The following is a 16,913-nucleotide window of genomic DNA, read 5'->3' as shown; positions in this document are numbered from 1 at the left end:
GTGGCTGCCCCAGAGGAACGCCGGGCCGTGCGGGTCGCCCTGCTCGGCTGCGGGACCGTCGGCGGTGAGGTCGCCCGGCTGCTCACCGAGCAGGCCGGCGAGCTGGCCGCGCGGGCGGGCACGCCGGTCGAGCTGGCCGGCATCGCCGTCCGCCGCCCGGACAAGCACCCCGAGCTGCCGCCGGAGCTGCTGACCGCCGACGCGGAGAAGCTCGTGACCAGCGACGACGTCGACGTCGTCGTCGAGCTGGTCGGCGGCATCGAGCCGGTGCGCGGCTGGCTGCTGGCCGCGCTGAAGGCGGGCAAGTCCGTCGTCACGGCGAACAAGGCCCTGCTGGCCGAGCACTCCGCCGACCTGTTCGAGGCGGCCGACGCCGCGGGCGCCGACCTCTACTTCGAGGCCGCGGTCGCCGGCGCCATCCCGCTGCTGCGCCCGCTGCGCGAATCCCTGGCGGGTGACCGGATCACGCGCGTGATGGGCATCGTCAACGGCACCACGAACTACATCCTGTCCGCGATGGACTCGACCGGCGCCGGCTACGCCGAGACGCTCGACGAGGCCAGCCGGCTCGGGTACGCCGAGGCCGACCCGACCGCCGACGTCGACGGCTACGACGCCGCGTCGAAGGCGGCGATCCTCGCGTCGCTGGCCTTCCACACTCGCGTGACGGCTTCGGACGTGCACCGCGAGGGCATCGCCGACGTCACGGCCGCCGACCTCGGCGCGGCCCGGATGCTCGGCCGCACGGTCAAGCTCCTGGCCATCTGCGAGCGGGTGACCGACGACGACGGCGTCGAGTCGGTTTCCGCCCGCGTGCACCCGGTGATGATCCCGCGCAGCCACCAGCTGGCCGGGGTCGGCGGCGCGTTCAACGCCGTCTACGTCGAGGCCGACGCCGCCGGCGAGCTGATGTTCTACGGCCAGGGCGCGGGCGGCGCGCCGACCGCGAGCGCGGTGCTCGGCGACCTCGTCGCGGTGGCCCGCAACCTCGTCGCCGGCGGCCGCGGCCCGCGCGAGTCCGCGCACGCGGCGCTGCCCGTGCGGCCGATGGGCCAGACGCCGACCCGGTACCACGTAAGCCTTTCCGTCGCCGACCGCGCCGGCGTGCTCGCCCAGGTGGCGCAGGCGTTCGCCGGCCACGGGGTGAGCATCGCGGCCGTGCGGCAGAGCGACGTCGGCGACCGCGCGAGCCTGGTCGTCGTGACCCACCAGGCACCGGACGCGGCGCTGCAGTCCACTGTGGACGAGATCGCGAAGCTCGACGTCGTCCACGAAGTCGTCAGCGTGATGCGGGTGGAAGGCGAAGACCAGTGATCAGGCAACCTTGGCCCGGACTCATCGAGGCTTACCGGGACCGCGTCCCGGTCCCGGACGGCGCGCAGGTCGTCACGCTCGGGGAGGGCAACACGCCGCTGCTGCCCGCGCGGTACCTGTCCGAGCTGACCGGCTGCGAGGTCTACCTCAAGGTCGAGGGCGCCAACCCGACCGGTTCGTTCAAGGACCGCGGGATGACCGTCGCCATCACGCACGCGCTCGCGAGCGGGCTCAAGGCGGTGATCTGCGCGTCGACCGGCAACACGTCCGCCTCGGCCGCCGCTTACGCCGCCCGCGCCGGGCTCACCTGCGCGGTGCTGGTGCCCCAGGGCAAGATCGCGATGGGCAAGCTCGCCCAGGCCGTGCTGCACGGTGCCCGGATCCTGCAGGTCGACGGCAACTTCGACGACTGCCTCGAGCTGGCCCGCAAGACCGCGGCCGACTACCCGGTCACCCTGGTCAACTCGGTCAACCCGGTGCGCATCGCCGGCCAGAAGACCGCCGCGTTCGAGATTTGCGACGTCCTGGGCACGGCGCCGGACATCCACTGCCTGCCGGTCGGCAACGCGGGCAACATCACCGCCTACTGGGCGGGGTATTCGGAGTACGCGGCCGACGGTGTGGTGAAGAACACGCCGCGGATGTTCGGCTTCCAGGCGGCCGGCGCGGCTCCGCTGGTGCACGGCGAGCCGGTGGCGGACCCGGAGACGGTCGCGACCGCGATCCGGATCGGCAGCCCGGCCTCGTGGACGGCCGCGGTGAAGGCCAAGGACTCCTCCGACGGCCTCTTCGAAGCCGTGACGGACGAGAAGATCCTCGAGGCGTACCGGCTGCTGGCGGGGCGTGAGGGCGTGTTCGTGGAGCCGGCGTCGGCCACCAGCGTGGCCGGCCTGCTGGCCACCGCCGCCGACGGACGGCTGCCGAAGGGCTCCCGCGTGGTCTGCACGGTCACCGGGCACGGCCTGAAGGACCCGCAGACGGCCCTGGCGGGCAACGTCGAGGTCGAACCCCTCGCGGTGGACCCCTCGGCGGTCGCGGCGGCGCTGGACCTGCGGTGAGCACCGGGTTCAAGGTCACCGTCCCGGCTTCGACGGCGAACCTGGGGCCGGGCTTCGACGCGTTCGGCATGGCGCTGGGCCTCTACGACGTCGTCGAGGTGCAGGTCACCGACGGCGGCCTCAAGGTCGAGGTGATCGACGCCGGCGCGGGCGAGGTCGAGGACGTCCCCACCGACGAGACCCACCTGGTCGTGCGGGCGATCCGCAAGACGTGCGCGCACCTCGGCGTCGAGCCGCCGGGCCTGCACCTGCGCTGCCACAACGCGATCCCGCACGCGCGCGGCCTCGGCTCGTCGGCCGCCGCGGTGGTGTCCGGCGTCGCCGCCGGGTACGCGCTCGCGGGCCGCGAACTCGACGCGTTCGGCGCGCTGCAGCTGGCCGCCGGCTTCGAAGGCCACGCCGACAACGCCGCGGCGAGCCTGTTCGGCGGGTTCGTCGTGGCCTGGTGCGAAAGTGGCGAATTCCACGCCGAACGGCTCGCGCCGCACCCGGCGATCCGGCCGGTCGTCGCCGTCCCGGCCGTCCGCTCGGCCACCGCGACCACGCGCGGCCTGCTGCCGGCGGCCGTCCCGCACGCCGATGCCGCGCACAACGCGGGCCGCGCCGCGCTCGCCGTGCACGCCTTGACGGCGAAGCCGGAGCTGCTGCTCGCGGCCACCGACGACCGCCTGCACCAGCACTACCGCGCCCCCGCGTACCCGGCGAGCGGCGAGCTGGTGACGACGCTGCGTGCACGCGGAGTGGCCGCCGCCGTCTCCGGCGCCGGTCCCACGGTGCTCGCGCTGACCACCACGGGAATACTCCCGCCGGGGGTCGGCGTTGAAGGCTTCGACGTCTCCGAACTGCCCGTGGATCTCGCGGGAGTGCAGGTTGCGGCTCAGTAAAGGCTGGGTCACGTGGCCGACCTGGGAGCCGCCACGCGGGGGGTGGTTGTTGCACCCGGCACCCGCGCGGTCTACCCTCGGGGGCGTTCGATCACCGTGCGTTTCCGCACCCGATGCCGGTCCTCCGGGATCGCATCCTTCGTTGATCCGCCGAATCCGCACCGCCTGGCGAGCGGGGTAACGCGGATGAACGCAGGCGGGTTTCCGGTTTCGGCGGTGCCGAATTCCGTGTCCTCCGAATGGAGGACGCAAACCCCTGTGGTGGAGGCGCTCCAGCTGTGTTCCGCACGGCCGAAGAGCTCATCTCCCGTATCGGGGGACAGATACGCCGGTTCGCGATCAGAAGCGAGCGGCAGTCCGCTGATCCGCCTGGAGGCGTGGATCGGTCAGGAAGGACATGTGTGAGCAACACCGATCTTTTGAGCGACGTGAGCGGCACGGCCGAGACGAACGGCACCGCCCCCGCTCCCAAGCGGACGGTCGGCGGGCTGACCGGTAAGACCGTCGCCGAACTGCGTTCGCTGGCTGGGGAGCTCGGCGTCGGCGAGACGACGGGCATGCGCAAGGGCGACCTGATCGCCGCGATCCGCGAGCGCCAGGGCAAGTCCCGCAAGCGTCCGGCCGCCGAGACGCTGCCCCTCGAGGGCGTCGGCGAGCCGGTGAAGGCCTCGGCCCCGAAGGCCGAGCCCAAGGCCGAGGCGCCCGCCGCCCCGGTCGAGAGCAAGCCGGAGCCGAAGGCCGAGGCGTCCGCGCCGGCCGACACCCAGCCGCAGACCGAGCGCCCGCAGCAGGACAAGCAGGACGGCCAGCAGGGCCAGGACGGCCAGCCCGAGGAGGGCGGCCGCAGCCGCCGTCGCCGCGGCTCCAACCGCGCCGCCGGCTCGCCCGACGGCGACCGCCAGCAGGGTGACCGCCAGGGCGGTGACCGCCAGCAGGGCGAGCGCCAGGGCGGTGGCGACCGCCAGGGCGGCGACCGTCAGCAGGGGCAGGGTGGCGGCAACCGCGACCAGCAGCGCCAGGGCGGCCGGAACGACAACCGCCAGGACGGCGGCAACCGCGGCGACCGCCAGCGCAACCAGCAGCAGGACGGCGGCAACCGCGGCGGCCAGGACAACCGCAACCAGCAGCCGGACGACGACGAGGAAGGCGGCCGCCGCGGCCGTCGCTTCCGCGACCGTCGCCGCCGTGGTTCCGGCGGTGGGCGCGAGCAGGGTGGTTCGCCGGACACCGAGATCCGCGAGGACGACGTCCTGCTGCCCGTCGCGGGCATCCTGGACGTGCTCGACAACTACGCGTTCGTGCGGACTTCCGGCTACCTCGCCGGCCCGAACGACGTGTACGTCTCGCTGTCGCTGGTCCGCAAGTACGGCCTGCGCCGCGGTGACGCCATCACCGGCGTCGTCCGCCAGCCGCGTGAGGGCGAGCAGCAGCGGCAGAAGTTCAACCCGCTGGTGCGCGTCGACTCGATCAACGGCCTGGAGCCGGACGAGGCCAAGCGCCGCCCGGACTTCACCAAGCTGACGCCGCTGTACCCGAACGAGCGACTGCGCCTCGAGACCGAGTCGCACAAGCTCACCACCCGCGTGATCGACCTGATCATGCCGGTCGGCAAGGGGCAGCGCGCCCTGATCGTGTCGCCGCCGAAGGCCGGTAAGACCACGATCATGCAGGACATCGCGAACGCGATCTCCACGAACAACCCCGAGTGCCACCTGATGGTCGTCCTGGTCGACGAGCGTCCGGAAGAGGTCACCGACATGCAGCGCTCGGTGAAGGGCGAGGTCATCGCCTCGACCTTCGACCGGCCGCCGTCGGACCACACCTCGGTCGCGGAGCTGTCGATCGAGCGGGCCAAGCGCCTGGTCGAGATGGGCCACGACGTCGTCGTGCTGCTCGACTCGATCACCCGGCTGGGCCGCGCGTACAACCTGGCGGCCCCGGCGTCCGGCCGGATCCTGTCCGGTGGTGTCGACTCGACCGCGCTGTACCCGCCGAAGCGGTTCCTGGGCGCGGCGCGCAACATCGAGAACGGCGGCTCGCTGACCATCTTCGCGACGGCGATGGTCGAGACCGGCTCGACGATGGACACGGTCATCTTCGAGGAGTTCAAGGGCACCGGTAACGCGGAGCTCAAGCTGGACCGGAAGATCGCCGAGCGCCGCGTGTTCCCGGCGGTCGACGTCAACCCGTCCGGTACCCGCAAGGACGAGCTGCTGCTCTCGCCGGACGAGCTCGCGGTCACGGTGAAGCTGAGCCGGGTGCTGCACGCGCTCGACTCGCAGCAGGCCATCGACCTGCTGATCTCGCGCCTGCGGAAGACGAAGACGAACGTCGAGTTCCTGATGCAGGTCTCGAAGACCGCCCTCGGCGGCGGCGAAGACGACTGAGCGTGCTGATCGGAGGTCTTCCCGCCACGGGCGGGGAGGCCTCCGGCGCGTTCGGAATACCAGGTCAACGGGGTGCGTTCCAGTGATCGTCAGCCTGTCTGGCAGAATCACCCGCTGAAGTCCGGCGCCGGTTCACCCCGTGAACGACTGGGGACCCGGAGCCAACGAGAGAGGACACCATGAAGAGCGGTATTCACCCCGAGTACGTGGTCACCGAAGTGAACTGCGACTGCGGCAACAGCTTCACCACGCGCAGCACCAAGACCAGCGGCAACATCCACGTCGAGATCTGCTCGAACTGCCACCCGTTCTACACGGGCAAGCAGAAGATCATGGACACCGGTGGCCGGGTCGCGCGCTTCGAGGCTCGCTACGGCAAGCGGCAGAAGAAGGACGCCGACGCCAAGTAGCTTTTTTCACGGCGCCCACCCGCACGCGCGGGTGGGCGTCGTTTTTTGTGGTTCTCACTCCGGGCTGAGAGGTGGCAGAGGTGGATTCGAGCTCGCTCAAGGGGCTGCTCGCCGAGCACGCGGAGCTGGAGCAACAGCTGGCTGACCCCGCGGTGCACGCCGACCAGGCGCGCGCCCGCAAGCTCGGCCGCCGCTACGCCGAGCTGACGCCGGTGATCCGGGCCGTCCACGAGCTCGACACGGCCCGGGACGACCTCTCGGCCGCGCGGGAGATGGCCTCGGAGGACGCGGAGTTCGCCGCGGAGGCCGACGAGCTGGCCGCGAAGATCCCCGAGCTGGAGTCGAAGCTCACCGAGCTGCTGCTGCCGCGCGACCCGTACGACGGCTCCGACGTCGTGATGGAGATCAAGTCCGGCGAGGGTGGCGAAGAGTCGGCCCTCTTCGCCGGCGACCTGCTGCGCATGTACCTGCGCTACGCCGAGCGCCACGGCTGGAAGGCCGAAGTCCTCGACTCGGTCGACTCCGATCTGGGCGGCTTCAAGGACGTCACGCTGTCGATCAAGACGAAGTCGGCGGTCGTCGACGGCGTCTGGTCGCGCCTGAAGTTCGAGGGCGGCGTGCACCGCGTCCAGCGCGTGCCGGCGACGGAGTCCCAGGGCCGGATCCACACGTCGGCGTCCGGGGTGCTCATCTACCCGGAGCCGGAGGAGGTCGAGGTCGAGATCGACCCGAACGACCTGCGCATCGACGTGTTCCGCTCGTCGGGCCCGGGCGGCCAGAGCGTCAACACGACCGACTCGGCGGTCCGGATCACGCACCTGCCGACGGGCATCGTGGTGTCGTGCCAGAACGAGAAGTCCCAGATCCAGAACCGCGCGCGGGCCCTGCAGGTGCTCCAGGCCCGGCTCCAGGCGATCGCCGAGGAAGAGGCGGCGGCGAAGGCGTCGGACGCGCGCAAGTCCCAGGTCCGCACGGTCGACCGGTCGGAGCGGATCCGGACGTACAACTTCCCGGAGAACCGCATCTCCGACCACCGGGTGAACTACAAGGCGTACAACCTGGACCAGGTCCTGGACGGCGAGCTGGACGGCGTGCTCGACGCGCTGGCGACCGCGGACCGCGAGGAGCGGCTGGCCGCCTCGGCGGGCTGACGAGGCGGCCGGGCCCGCCGTCTCAGCGGAGGGCGGGCTTCTCCGGCTCCCGGAAGGCGTCGAAGACCTCGGTCGGCTGGTCCACGTCCGGGACCTCGGCCGGCTCGGGCTCGGGCCGAGCCGGCTTCCGGACCAGGCTGAGCACCGCGAACACGAACGCCAGGAACGTCGGGAACAGCGTCAGCAGCTGGTGCTTCACGCCCTCGACGCCCTCGCCGAGCGCGGACAGCCCGAACTGGCCCACCGCGAACAGCAGCAGGAAGAACACCACGATCCCGTATTCGCGGCGCTGACGGCGGAACGCGCGCACGCCCGCCCAGCCGATCAGCAGCCAGAACGGGACCAGCACGAACAGCCCCAGCGGCGCCGCGAGCTTCGACAGCCCGGAGAACACCGGCACCCGGTACTCCTGGGCCATCTGCGGGAACCCGGCCGACTCGGCGAAGCTGCCCAGCCGGGACGGGCGCGCCGTCAGCGTGTCGACCGCTCCCTGCTGGAGGATCTGCAGCGTGCGCTGCGGGTGGGCCGCGTAGTAGCGCACCACGTTACGGCGGCTGATCTTGTCGCGGAAGCCGTTGTAGTCCGCGTCCGTCCACGGGTGCGCCGCCCACCAGCCGGTGCCGATGAACTTCTTCGCGCTCGGCGGCAGGCCCAGCGCCGCCAGGTCGGCGTCCGTGTCGTGCTTGCCGTCGACGATGCTGTCGAACACCACGTGGTACATGTTCGCTTCGCGGTACTCGGCGTTGGCCGGGTCGCCGTGGGACTGCACCGCCGCCGTCCCCGCGCCGACGACCACCAGCACGCCCAGCGGCAGCAGCCAGCGCGACCAGCCACGCTTGCCGAGCGGCTTGACCAGCGCCAACGCCAGCACGAACAGCGGGATCAGCAGCAGCGTCTGCGACTTCGCGTTGATGCCGACCAGCGCGCCGCCCACGGTCAGCGCCGCACCCCAGTACCGCGCCGCGCCCGTGCGGCTCATCAGCAGCAGCCCGCCGGCCATCAGCAGCATCCCGACGAACCCGGCGCCCTCGCTCAGCACCGACGCGAAGTAGCCGAAGAACGCCGAGTCGGCCATCACGAGCAGCAGGAGCACCGCCGCGATCACGCGGTTGCGGCGGCTGAGGTCCAGGCCGAGCACCGTCGCCGCGACGCCCACGGCGACCAGCACGCACGTGATCGCGCCGAGCACCAGCAGGTTGAGCTCCGCCGACGAGCCGAGCACCTTGCCGAGCTTGCTCGCGAACCAGTCGAGCCACGCCTGGCTCGAGATGTAGTCGCTCTTGCAGGCCGAACCCGGCCCGTAGCTGAAGTGCACGTAGAACTCGGAGCTCAGCTCCGGGTGCCGGCCGCCGAGGTCGCACAGCAGGCGCCAGCCGTCGCCGTTGTCGGCCATCCCGACCGGCCGCGGCACGAGGAACCGGACCAGCAGGACGCCCAGGGAAAGGACGAAGACGCCCAAGCCGAAGCGCAGTTCACGGAATCGCACTCGGAAGAGCGTACGAGATCACGCAGAGTCGGCGGGCGCTGCACCGGGAACGGGCGAAACGGGCCGGTGCCGGAACACCACGTAGTGGTAGAGCAGGTAGTTCCAGAACAGCCCGACGACGATCGCCGCGCCCTTCGGAACCAGCAGGTTGATGCCCGGGAACAGGTGGCTGACCAGCGTGATGACGCCGAACTGGACCACCCAGAGCCCGAACGCCGTCACGCCGAAGAACAGCAGCGCCTGCTTGCGGATGTCGCCGTCTTTCGCGCGGAAGGTGAAGTTCCGGTTGAGGGTGAACGACAGCAGCATGCCGGCGGTGGTCGAAATGAAGTTGGCGACGAACGTCGGCACGCCCAGGGTCGCCAATAGCGCGTAGCCGAGCGCGTCGACCAGCGTGTTGCCGATGCCGACGATGCCGAAGCGCACCTGCGTGGCCGTGACGAACCTCATTGGACGGCGCTCCGATCGCCGGCACCGGTGCGCACCGACGCCACCGTGTACAACGGCCGGTTCTGGACCTGCGAATACGTGCGGCCGATGTAGCTGCCGAGCACGCCGAGCATGATGATCTGGATGCCGCCGAGGAAGAACATCGCGATGGTGATGAACGCCCAGCCGGGCACCGCGGTCTCCGGCGCGAACAGCTTGACCCCGACGACGTAGAGCACGCCGAGGAAGCTCAGCAGCGAGATCAGGTACCCCATCCGCGTGATCATCCGCAGCGGCGTCGTCGAGAACCCGAGGATGCCGTCGGCGGCGAAGCGGAGCATCTTCGTCAGCGGGTAACCGGTGACGCCGGCGTTGCGGCGGTCGCGGTCGAACAGCACCGCCGTCTGCTTGAAGCCGACGTAGCTGACCAGCCCGCGCAGGAACCGGTCGCGCTCGCGGTACTTGCGCAGCTCGTCGACGACCTTGCGGTCGACCAGCCGGAAGTCGCCGGTGTTCTTCGGGATTTCGACCGCGGCCATCTTCTGCAGGAACCAGTAGAACGCGCTCGCGGTGAACCGCTTGAACGGCGGATCGCGGCGCGACCGGCGCTGCGCGTAGACGACCTCGTAGCCCTCTTCCCACTTCTCGAGCAGCTCCAGGGCCACCCGCGGCGGGTCCTGCAGGTCGCTGTCCATGATGATCGCGGCGTCGGCGTCGACCAGGTCGAGCCCGGCGGTGACGGCCATCTGGTGGCCGAAGTTGCGGGACAGCTCGACCACCGTGACGCGGGGGTCGCGCGCCCCCAGCTCGGTGAGCCGGTCGAGGGACGCGTCGCGGCTGCCGTCGTCGACGTAGATGAAGCTGAAGTCGTACCGCCCGGCCAGCGGTGCGGTGACTTCGTCGACCGTGCGGTGCAGCAGGTCGATGTTCGCTTCCTCGTTGTAGATGGGGAAGATGAACGCGACCCGGCGGCGCGTGGTCGGCTCGGTCGGCACTGGCGCTCCCTGGTGGGTCGGCGTCTAGGGCTTCGGCGACGCTGGGGCCAGAATATCCGCGCGGTGGCGGCCCGGGAGCGTCCCCGTGCGGATCCATTGTGGCGGTGACCGGTGTTTCGCGGCTGTTTGTCATGCCGGTGAGGGGGCCTCGATACGCTGAGGGGCGCGGGACCGGCGCGTGTCCTGACGGGGGAGTTCCGCCTGGTGTGCCAGGCTTGACGAGGTGAAGGACGACGAGTGAATCGGCAGCCGCTGCGCCTGGCCATCATCGAGGCCACCCGGATCCTCGAACGGGCGGGCGTCGAGTCGCCGCGGTTCGACGCCGAGGTGATCGCGGCGCACGTGCTCGGGGTCGAACGCGGGCGGCTGCCGATGGTGCCGCTGGTCGACCCGCCGGTCATCGAGGCCATCGGCCAGCTCGTCCAGCAGCGCGCGAAGCGGATCCCGCTGCAGTACCTGACGGGCTGGGCCGCGCTGGGGGAGATCACGGTCGCGGTCGGCGCGGGGGTGTTCGTCCCGCGGCCGGAGACCGAGCTGCTGCTCGAGTGGGGCGTCAAGTTCCTGCAGGGGCGCGAGTTCCCGGTGGTGGTGGACCTGTGCACCGGCTCGGGAGCGCTGGCACTGGCGGTGGCGCACGCCCGGCCGGACGCGGTGGTCTACGCGGTGGACGTCGACCCGCAGGCGCTGGCGTGGGCCCGTCACAACGCGGACGTCCACGCGGACGCGGGCAGCACCCCGATCCGGCTGTACTCGGGCGACATCGGCGACCCGACGATGTTCGCCGAGCTGGACGGCCTGGTCGACCTGGTGCTGTGCAACCCGCCGTACGTCCCGGAGGGCACGCCGGTGCCGCCCGAGGTCGCGGAACACGACCCGCCGCGCGCGGTGTTCGCGGAGGAGAGCGGGCTGGCGGTGATCCGCCACGCGATCGCGGCGGGGGCGAGGTTGCTGCGGCCCGGAGGCGGGTTGGCGATCGAGCACGACGACACGCACGGGTCGGCGGTGCCGGCGTTGGTGCGGGCCCGGCGGGTGCTGACGGGGGTCGAGGGGCACGCGGACTTGACGGGGCGGGCCCGGTTCGTCACGGCCCGCCGGCTGGGCTGAGCCCGGGCCCGCGGGGGCGCCCCCGTTTTCCACGCTACCGGTGGGCACCGACAGTTTTGCGCGCGTTTCGCCCGGGCGGCCGGAGTTGTCCACAGCGCAGGCCAGGCGCGAACGTCATGAACGACTCTTTCATGGCGTCGGACGAGGTGAACGACTCGTTCATGACGTCCGGATCGGCCGGGTCGGCTCCCGCACCGGATGCTGCGAATGACTCATTCGGGACCACTGCGGTCCCGAATGAGTCATTCGCGACGGCCGGCCGGGATCAGAAGCCGAACGCCGTGCAGCTCGCCGTCGCCGTCTTGGACGGGTCGCTCACCGACGTCGCCGTCAGCTTCACCCGGGCCGCGAGGTCTCCGCCCGAGGTCCTCTTCGCGTACGCCGGCACCTTCACGTGCCCCCCGAACTTCGCCGTCGCCAGCTCGTTGGGCAGCCGCACCTCCCAACCGCGAGCGTCCGTCGACGCGGTCAGCCGGTACGTGTCCGTGTCGTACGGTGCCTTTGCGCCCCGCGCCGAGCCCGTGTTGAGCAGGCCGAAGTCGCACGTCGCCAGGCCGCCGCGGGCGAACGCCGGCAGTGCCGGGGTCAGCGCCGCCCCTCGGGCCTGGCTGCCCGAGCCGTCCAGGGACGCCACCGTCACCGTGTACGACAGCACGCCGCGCCGGTCGCGGGCCAGGTCCGTGATCAGGAACCGGAGCCGGTTCGCCTCGTCGGTGTACTCGTACGGGCTCGCCGCCTCCGTGCCCGCCTTGAACAGCGCGTCGTTGAGCTGGCGGTAGTCACCGATGGTGATCTTCACCGGCGTGCCGTCCGGCTTGGTGTAGTCGGTGATCCCGATGTCCTGCGGGTTCGCGTCGATCACCCAGTCGAAGGGCGCGTTGTCCTTGTTCTTCGTCTTGGTGATCATGACGCCGGAGTCCGGGGCGAACGAGTCCGCGCCCATCCGGTCGACGACCTCGACCGTGTAGTTGTCGTAGCCGCCGCCGTCGCAGAACGGGTCCTTCGCCCGGTCGCACTTCGGCGCCTTGTCGCCGCCCGTCAGCTTGATGTTCAACCCGGTGAACGCGCCGGGCTGCGCCTCCGTCTCGCGTGCGGTGATGCGCGCCGACACCGGGCCCGTCGAAGCGAGCTCGTTGCGGTCCAGCTGCAGGACGTCCGCCGGGTCGACGATGCCGAGCTTCAGCTTGTTGCGCAGCTGGTGCTGGGCGCCCATCGAGCTGCCCTGGGTCGCCGGGATCTGCCAGCGCGTGTGCGGGCCGCCGGGACCGTTGAACGTCCCGCGCGACAGCATGTCCCACGGTCCGCTGTAGCTGCGCGACGGCGGCACGCCGAACGGGTTGTTGTAGTTGTCGCCGATGCCCAGGATGTGGCTGAACTCGTGGGCGTAGGTCGATTGCCCGGAGCTTTCGGCCTGCACCGAGCTGCCGTCCTGGGCGTTGGGCCAGATGCTGGCGGCCGACGCCCACGACGTCCACGGCACGTACCGCGTCGCCGCGTAGTTGGGCAGGTCGTGGTTCGGCGGCCCGAACGCGTCCGGCACGCTCTCCTTGGTGCCGAACTTCATCTCGCCGAACTCCTGCCAGGTCGAGCTCTCGTCCTGGCCGGCGGAGAGGTAGAAGACGAAGTCGAACTGGTTCGCGGTGTCCCCGACGTCCGCGCGCCACGCGTCGCCTGCGTCCTTGCGGATGTCCCGGGTGCAGTTCGCGCCGGGCGGGCACGCGCTCGGCTGGAACTCCATGCCGTACTCGTAGGACTTCCCGGGCATCCGGTACGGCCCGAACGCGGTCAGCTGCACGCCGAAGCGGCCGCCGGAGTCCTCCATCCAGTACTCGTTGATCGTGTGCCCGTTGTTGAGCGCCTCGGGCTTGTTGAGGAAGTCCTGGTAGTACTGCGCGACGCCGGCCCGCGGGATGTTCGCGGCGGCGGGGCCGGGGTTGCCGAAGATCGTCGAGTTCGCCGGCTTCGTGACGACGAAGTCCTGGTCCGGGTAGTCGGCGAGGACGACCGCGCCCTTGAACGTGCGCTGGGTCGGCTTCAGGGACGGGTCGGCCCAGTTCGTGCCGGGCACCTTGCGGTAGTCGGACCAGGTCATGTGGTCCTGGTTCTCCCAGTGCGCGGCGTCGATCGGGGCGGGCCAGCCACGGGTGAGCGGCTCGGCGGCGGCGGTGCCGGCGCCGAGCCCGGTGAGGACGGTGACCGCGGCGAGCAGGGCGAGCGCTTTCGGGGTTCTGGGGCGCATCTGCGGCTCCTTCACTGGGAACCCACGGGGGTGGTGGTTCCCGAAGATCGACCGTATTGAGCCGCGCTGTCGCGGTTCTGCCTCGCGGCGAGGTTTACCCGCTTGCCCCACGACGAAAGTCTGGCCGGTTTGTCAGCCTGTCGCACGGCTCGTCCGGGCGGGGCGGCCGGTCCGCGGCTCCCGCCGGATGTCGTGAACGACCCTTTCATATCGTCTGGCGAGATGAACGACTCGTTCATGACGTCTGGCGACAGGGCTTCGGCGAAGTCGCGGGGCAGGCCGCCATCCGCCGGTGACCGGCTCGCCGGATGTCGTGAATGACTCATTCATGTCGCCTGGTGACGCGAATGACTCATTCATGTCGTCCGGGCCGGGCGTTGTGGACAACTCCGGCCCCGCGCGCCGGGAGCGCCGGAAACTGTCGGTGCTCGCCGGTAGCGTGGAAAACGGGGGCGCCCCCGCGGGCCGCCCACCAGGCTGGCCGTGCGCGGCCCCCGGACGACCCGGTGTGACGCGGCGAACGTCCCCTCCGGCCGCCGGACTACTCTTGGCCACCATGAGCGTGGTCTACGACTGCAGCAAGCGGGAGTCCCGGGCCGACGGACTGGCGGCGGCCGCGGGTGCGGTCCGCTCGAGCCGGCTGGTCGTCCTGCCGACCGACACCGTCTACGGCATCGGGGCCGACGCCTTCGACGCCGGTGCCGTGCAAGCGCTGCTGCGGGCGAAGAACCGCGGTCCGGACATGCCCGTCGGGGTGCTCGTCGGGTCCTGGTCCACTGTGGACGGCCTGGTGCTCGGCGTGCCCCCGCAGGCGCGGGCGCTCGTCGAAGCCTTCTGGCCCGGCGATCTGTCCATCGTGCTCCCGCACGCGCCGAGTCTGCAGTGGAACCTCGGTGACGCCCGCGGCACCGTGATGCTGCGGATGCCGCTGCACCCGGTCGCCCTGGAGCTGCTGCGCGACGTCGGCCCGATGGCCGTCTCGAGCGCGAACGTCTCCGGACGGCCGCCGGCCAGCACCGCGCAGGAAGCGCAGGAACAGCTCGGCGACTCGGTCGCGGTCTACCTCGACGGCGGGTCGAGCGGGGAGCCCGTCGCGTCGAGCATCGTGGACCTCACCGGCACCGAACCGGTCGTGCTGCGCGAGGGCGCGGTGACGAAGGCTGCCATCGCGGAGGTGCTCGGTGTGCCCGCGGAATCGTTGGCCTGAAGCCGGATCCGGCACGGAACCGCGGCACGATAGCGTGTCGCGGGTGACCCCGACCCCGCGAGCGTGACGCACCCGTGCCGCCCACATCCGGTCTTCTCCCCATCCGGGAATACATCCTCGTCGCGCTGACCGCGACGGCCGTGACCTACCTGCTCACCGGCCTCGTGCGCCGGCTCGCGATCCGCGTCGGCGCCATCGCCAACCCGCGGGCGCGCGACGTGCACGTCGCCCCGATCCCGCGGATGGGCGGGGTCGGCATCTTCCTCGGCGTCGCGGGCGCGATGGGCCTGGCCCACCAGCTGCCCGCGCTGTCGCACGGCTTCGACGCCTCGTTCGACTCGGTCGGCGTGCTGCTCGCCGCCGGGGTCATCTCGCTCATCGGCGCGCTCGACGACCGGTTCGAGCTCGACGCGTGGACGAAGCTGGCCGGCCAGGTCATGTGCGCCGGGATCCTGGTCATCTTCGGCGTGCAGTGGGTGTCGTTCTGGGTGCCGTGGGGCGGCCAGGGCGACTCGTTCGGCTCGGTGCTGGTGCTCGACAAGAACCAGGGCGCGCTGCTCACCGTCGTGATGGTCGTGGTGATGGTCAACGCGATGAACTTCGTCGACGGCCTCGACGGGCTGGCCGGCGGTCTCGGTTTCATCGCCGCGACGGCGACGTGCGCGTTCTCCCTCGGCCTGCTCGACAGCTCCGGCGGCGACGTCGGCACGTACCCGCCCGCGCTGATCGCGGCGACGCTCGCCGGCGCGTGTCTGGGGTTCCTGCCGTACAACTTCCAGCCCGCGAAGATCTTCATGGGCGACTCCGGGTCGATGATGATCGGCCTGATGCTCGCGGGCGCGACGACGTCGGCGTCCGGGCGCGTGCCGTACCCGCAGTTCAGCGGCAAGGACGCGATCGCGTTGCTGTCGCCGCTGGTGGTCGTGGCGGCGGTGCTGTTCGTGCCGCTGCTGGACCTGATCATGGCGGTCGTCCGCCGCACGCGCCGCGGCGAAAGCCCGTTCGCGGCCGACAAGATGCACCTGCACCACCGCCTGCTGGAGATCGGCCACTCCCAGCGCCGCGCGGTGCTGCTCATCTACTTGTGGGCGGGCATCCTGGCGTTCGGCGCGGTCTCGGTGACGTTGTTCGACGACGCCGCGGCGCTCTGGATCATCGGGGCCGGGCTGGTGTTCGCGGTGGTGGTCTCGATCGTCCCGCGGCTGCGCTCGCGCAACCAGCCCGGAACCTGACCGGCCGGGTTCTCTACACTCGGTGGCTGAACCGAGCAGGGAGCCAGCCGTGAGCGAGACCGAAACCGAAGCGCAGGAGAACCCGCACGCCAAGGTGGTGCTGCAGGCCGCCCGCGCGATGACGAAGGCTTCGCTGCTCGTCACGCCGCCGGCGGTGCTCGTCTGCATCGTGCTGTTCAGCATCCTCAACGGCCTGCCCGGCTTCCTCGGCTCGCTCGTCGGCGCGGTGCTGGCGATGCTCGCGTCGCTGTCGACGCTGGGCCTGATGCGCTTCAGCGCGGGCCAGGACCCGATGTTCGTCATGGTCATCGCGCTCGGCGGGTACGTCGTGAAGGTCGTCCTGCTGTTCGGCGCGCTGACGCTGCTGAAGGGCGTCACCGCGCTGCACCCGATGTCGCTCGGCATCACGATGATCGTCGCCATCCTGGTGGCCGCCGCGGCCGAGTTCGCCGCGTTCCGCAAGACCAAGATCCCGACGATCATCCCCTCCTGACGCCCGTCCGTTTCGCCGGAAGCTTCCGTTACCCACCGTGAGGCGCGCTGCGGCCGCACGAGTGTGACCGGCATCATGAAAGTGCGCCTTCGTGCGCGGCCGAAAACGACGCCGGGACCCGCCGCCTGCACCGTTGCGGGACCGGTCCCGCCCGGTCCCGGACCTGGGTCCCGGATCGACCCGGGACTTAGGTCCTGGGCTGATCGGTGGGTATGGAGTACGCGTGTACGGCACTGATTGACCTGCTGGTATGGTCCGCGTCAAGGGTGGCGGCCTCGACCGCGCACTCCCCAAGACGAACCGCGATCAGCAGTGTGGCGACCGTGTAGTTCCGCCTCTTCCGCCGCTGGTCCGAAGTAGACAGCAGGGCAGTGTTCATGCGAGACAACCCCGTGTGCAGAACGTGAAGGTGTGTTCTGCGGACCGTGGGGTAGCCGCCTCCGACGTCCCGATACGTATCGGGTACGTTAAGTCCAGATCGTGACGATTCCCCCGGCGGAGTGAACGCCGGCCGGGAGAACCGG

Annotated in this window: 14 protein-coding genes; 10 read left to right on the top strand and 4 right to left on the bottom strand. The window is 71.0% G+C overall.

Annotation, left to right across the window (positions count from 1 at the left end; all coding sequences use genetic code 11):
- The 6 genes from ACIQWX_RS33275 (at position 1) to prfA (ending at position 7,204) form a co-directional block, all read left to right on the top strand.
- The gene (locus tag ACIQWX_RS33275) at positions 1-1,314 is read left to right on the top strand and encodes a homoserine dehydrogenase (RefSeq protein ID WP_400879579.1); all 1,314 of its coding nucleotides are present in this window, start codon (positions 1-3) and stop codon (positions 1,312-1,314) included.
- Positions 1,311-2,372, top strand: coding sequence for a threonine synthase (thrC, locus tag ACIQWX_RS33270; protein WP_400879577.1), 1,062 nt, complete (start codon positions 1,311-1,313; stop codon positions 2,370-2,372). Before ACIQWX_RS33275 ends, thrC begins: the two co-directional genes overlap by 4 nt.
- Positions 2,369-3,256: a homoserine kinase gene (thrB, locus tag ACIQWX_RS33265; RefSeq protein WP_400879574.1), complete on the top strand. Its 888-nt coding sequence runs from the start codon at positions 2,369-2,371 to the stop codon at positions 3,254-3,256. Before thrC ends, thrB begins: the two co-directional genes overlap by 4 nt.
- 401 nt (positions 3,257-3,657) lie before the next feature.
- Positions 3,658-5,643: a transcription termination factor Rho gene (rho, locus tag ACIQWX_RS33260; RefSeq protein WP_400879571.1), complete on the top strand. Its 1,986-nt coding sequence runs from the start codon at positions 3,658-3,660 to the stop codon at positions 5,641-5,643.
- 179 nt (positions 5,644-5,822) lie between these two features.
- Positions 5,823-6,053 carry a 50S ribosomal protein L31 gene (gene rpmE, locus ACIQWX_RS33255; protein WP_086863515.1) on the top strand — a complete coding sequence of 77 codons (231 nt, stop codon included), beginning with the start codon at positions 5,823-5,825 and terminating at the stop codon, positions 6,051-6,053.
- 80 nt (positions 6,054-6,133) lie between these two features.
- Positions 6,134-7,204: a peptide chain release factor 1 gene (prfA, locus tag ACIQWX_RS33250; RefSeq protein ID WP_400879567.1), complete on the top strand. Its 1,071-nt coding sequence runs from the start codon at positions 6,134-6,136 to the stop codon at positions 7,202-7,204.
- A 22-nt stretch (positions 7,205-7,226) separates the two neighbouring features.
- On the opposite strand, the gene ACIQWX_RS33245 is transcribed toward prfA, so the two are convergent.
- From ACIQWX_RS33245 to ACIQWX_RS33235, 3 genes are read right to left on the bottom strand one after another with little or no spacing between them, the layout of a single operon-like run.
- Positions 7,227-8,690 carry a hypothetical protein gene (locus ACIQWX_RS33245; RefSeq protein WP_400879565.1) on the bottom strand — a complete coding sequence of 488 codons (1,464 nt, stop codon included), beginning with the start codon at positions 8,688-8,690 and terminating at the stop codon, positions 7,227-7,229.
- Positions 8,691-8,708: 18 nt separating this feature from the next.
- The gene (locus tag ACIQWX_RS33240) at positions 8,709-9,140 is read right to left on the bottom strand and encodes a GtrA family protein (RefSeq protein WP_400879562.1); all 432 of its coding nucleotides are present in this window, start codon (positions 9,138-9,140) and stop codon (positions 8,709-8,711) included.
- On the bottom strand, positions 9,137-10,114 hold the full coding sequence (locus ACIQWX_RS33235) for a glycosyltransferase family 2 protein (RefSeq protein WP_400879559.1): 978 nt from the start codon (positions 10,112-10,114) through the stop codon (positions 9,137-9,139). Before ACIQWX_RS33235 ends, ACIQWX_RS33240 begins: the two co-directional genes overlap by 4 nt.
- 237 nt (positions 10,115-10,351) lie before the next feature.
- Between ACIQWX_RS33235 and prmC the strand changes: the two genes are divergently transcribed.
- Positions 10,352-11,218 carry a peptide chain release factor N(5)-glutamine methyltransferase gene (prmC, locus tag ACIQWX_RS33230; protein ID WP_400879556.1) on the top strand — a complete coding sequence of 289 codons (867 nt, stop codon included), beginning with the start codon at positions 10,352-10,354 and terminating at the stop codon, positions 11,216-11,218.
- Positions 11,219-11,483: 265 nt separating this feature from the next.
- Here the strand turns inward: prmC and ACIQWX_RS33225 are convergent, their stop codons facing one another.
- Positions 11,484-13,457: a M6 family metalloprotease domain-containing protein gene (locus ACIQWX_RS33225; RefSeq protein WP_400879553.1), complete on the bottom strand. Its 1,974-nt coding sequence runs from the start codon at positions 13,455-13,457 to the stop codon at positions 11,484-11,486.
- Positions 13,458-14,013: 556 nt separating this feature from the next.
- Between ACIQWX_RS33225 and ACIQWX_RS33220 the strand changes: the two genes are divergently transcribed.
- From ACIQWX_RS33220 to ACIQWX_RS33210, 3 genes are all read left to right on the top strand, one after another.
- The gene (locus ACIQWX_RS33220; protein ID WP_400879551.1) at positions 14,014-14,664 is read left to right on the top strand and encodes an L-threonylcarbamoyladenylate synthase; all 651 of its coding nucleotides are present in this window, start codon (positions 14,014-14,016) and stop codon (positions 14,662-14,664) included.
- Between the two features lie 74 nt (positions 14,665-14,738).
- On the top strand, positions 14,739-15,896 hold the full coding sequence (locus tag ACIQWX_RS33215; RefSeq protein ID WP_400879548.1) for a glycosyltransferase family 4 protein: 1,158 nt from the start codon (positions 14,739-14,741) through the stop codon (positions 15,894-15,896).
- Positions 15,897-15,945: 49 nt separating this feature from the next.
- Entirely contained in the window at positions 15,946-16,389 is a 444-nt protein-coding gene (locus ACIQWX_RS33210) for a hypothetical protein (RefSeq protein ID WP_086672652.1), read from the top strand.
- Positions 16,390-16,913: the final 524 nt, after the last annotated feature.

The organism is Amycolatopsis sp. NPDC098790, assembly GCF_044759945.1.
In the GTDB taxonomy this organism is placed as follows: Bacteria; Actinomycetota; Actinomycetes; order Mycobacteriales; family Pseudonocardiaceae; genus Amycolatopsis.
The sequence above is the reverse complement of the archived record's forward strand: the minus strand, read 5'-3'. Positions and strand labels throughout refer to the sequence as shown.

Excerpts from the sequence above, each read along its gene's own strand:
- ACIQWX_RS33225 (WP_400879553.1), bottom strand. The coding sequence starts at position 13,457 with ATGCGCCCCAGAACCCCGAAAGCGCTCGCCCTGCTCGCCGCGGTCACC.
- ACIQWX_RS33220 (WP_400879551.1), top strand. The coding sequence starts at position 14,014 with ATGAGCGTGGTCTACGACTGCAGCAAGCGGGAGTCCCGGGCCGACGGA.
- rpmE (WP_086863515.1), top strand. The coding sequence starts at position 5,823 with ATGAAGAGCGGTATTCACCCCGAGTACGTGGTCACCGAAGTGAACTGC.
- ACIQWX_RS33240 (WP_400879562.1), bottom strand. The coding sequence starts at position 9,140 with ATGAGGTTCGTCACGGCCACGCAGGTGCGCTTCGGCATCGTCGGCATC.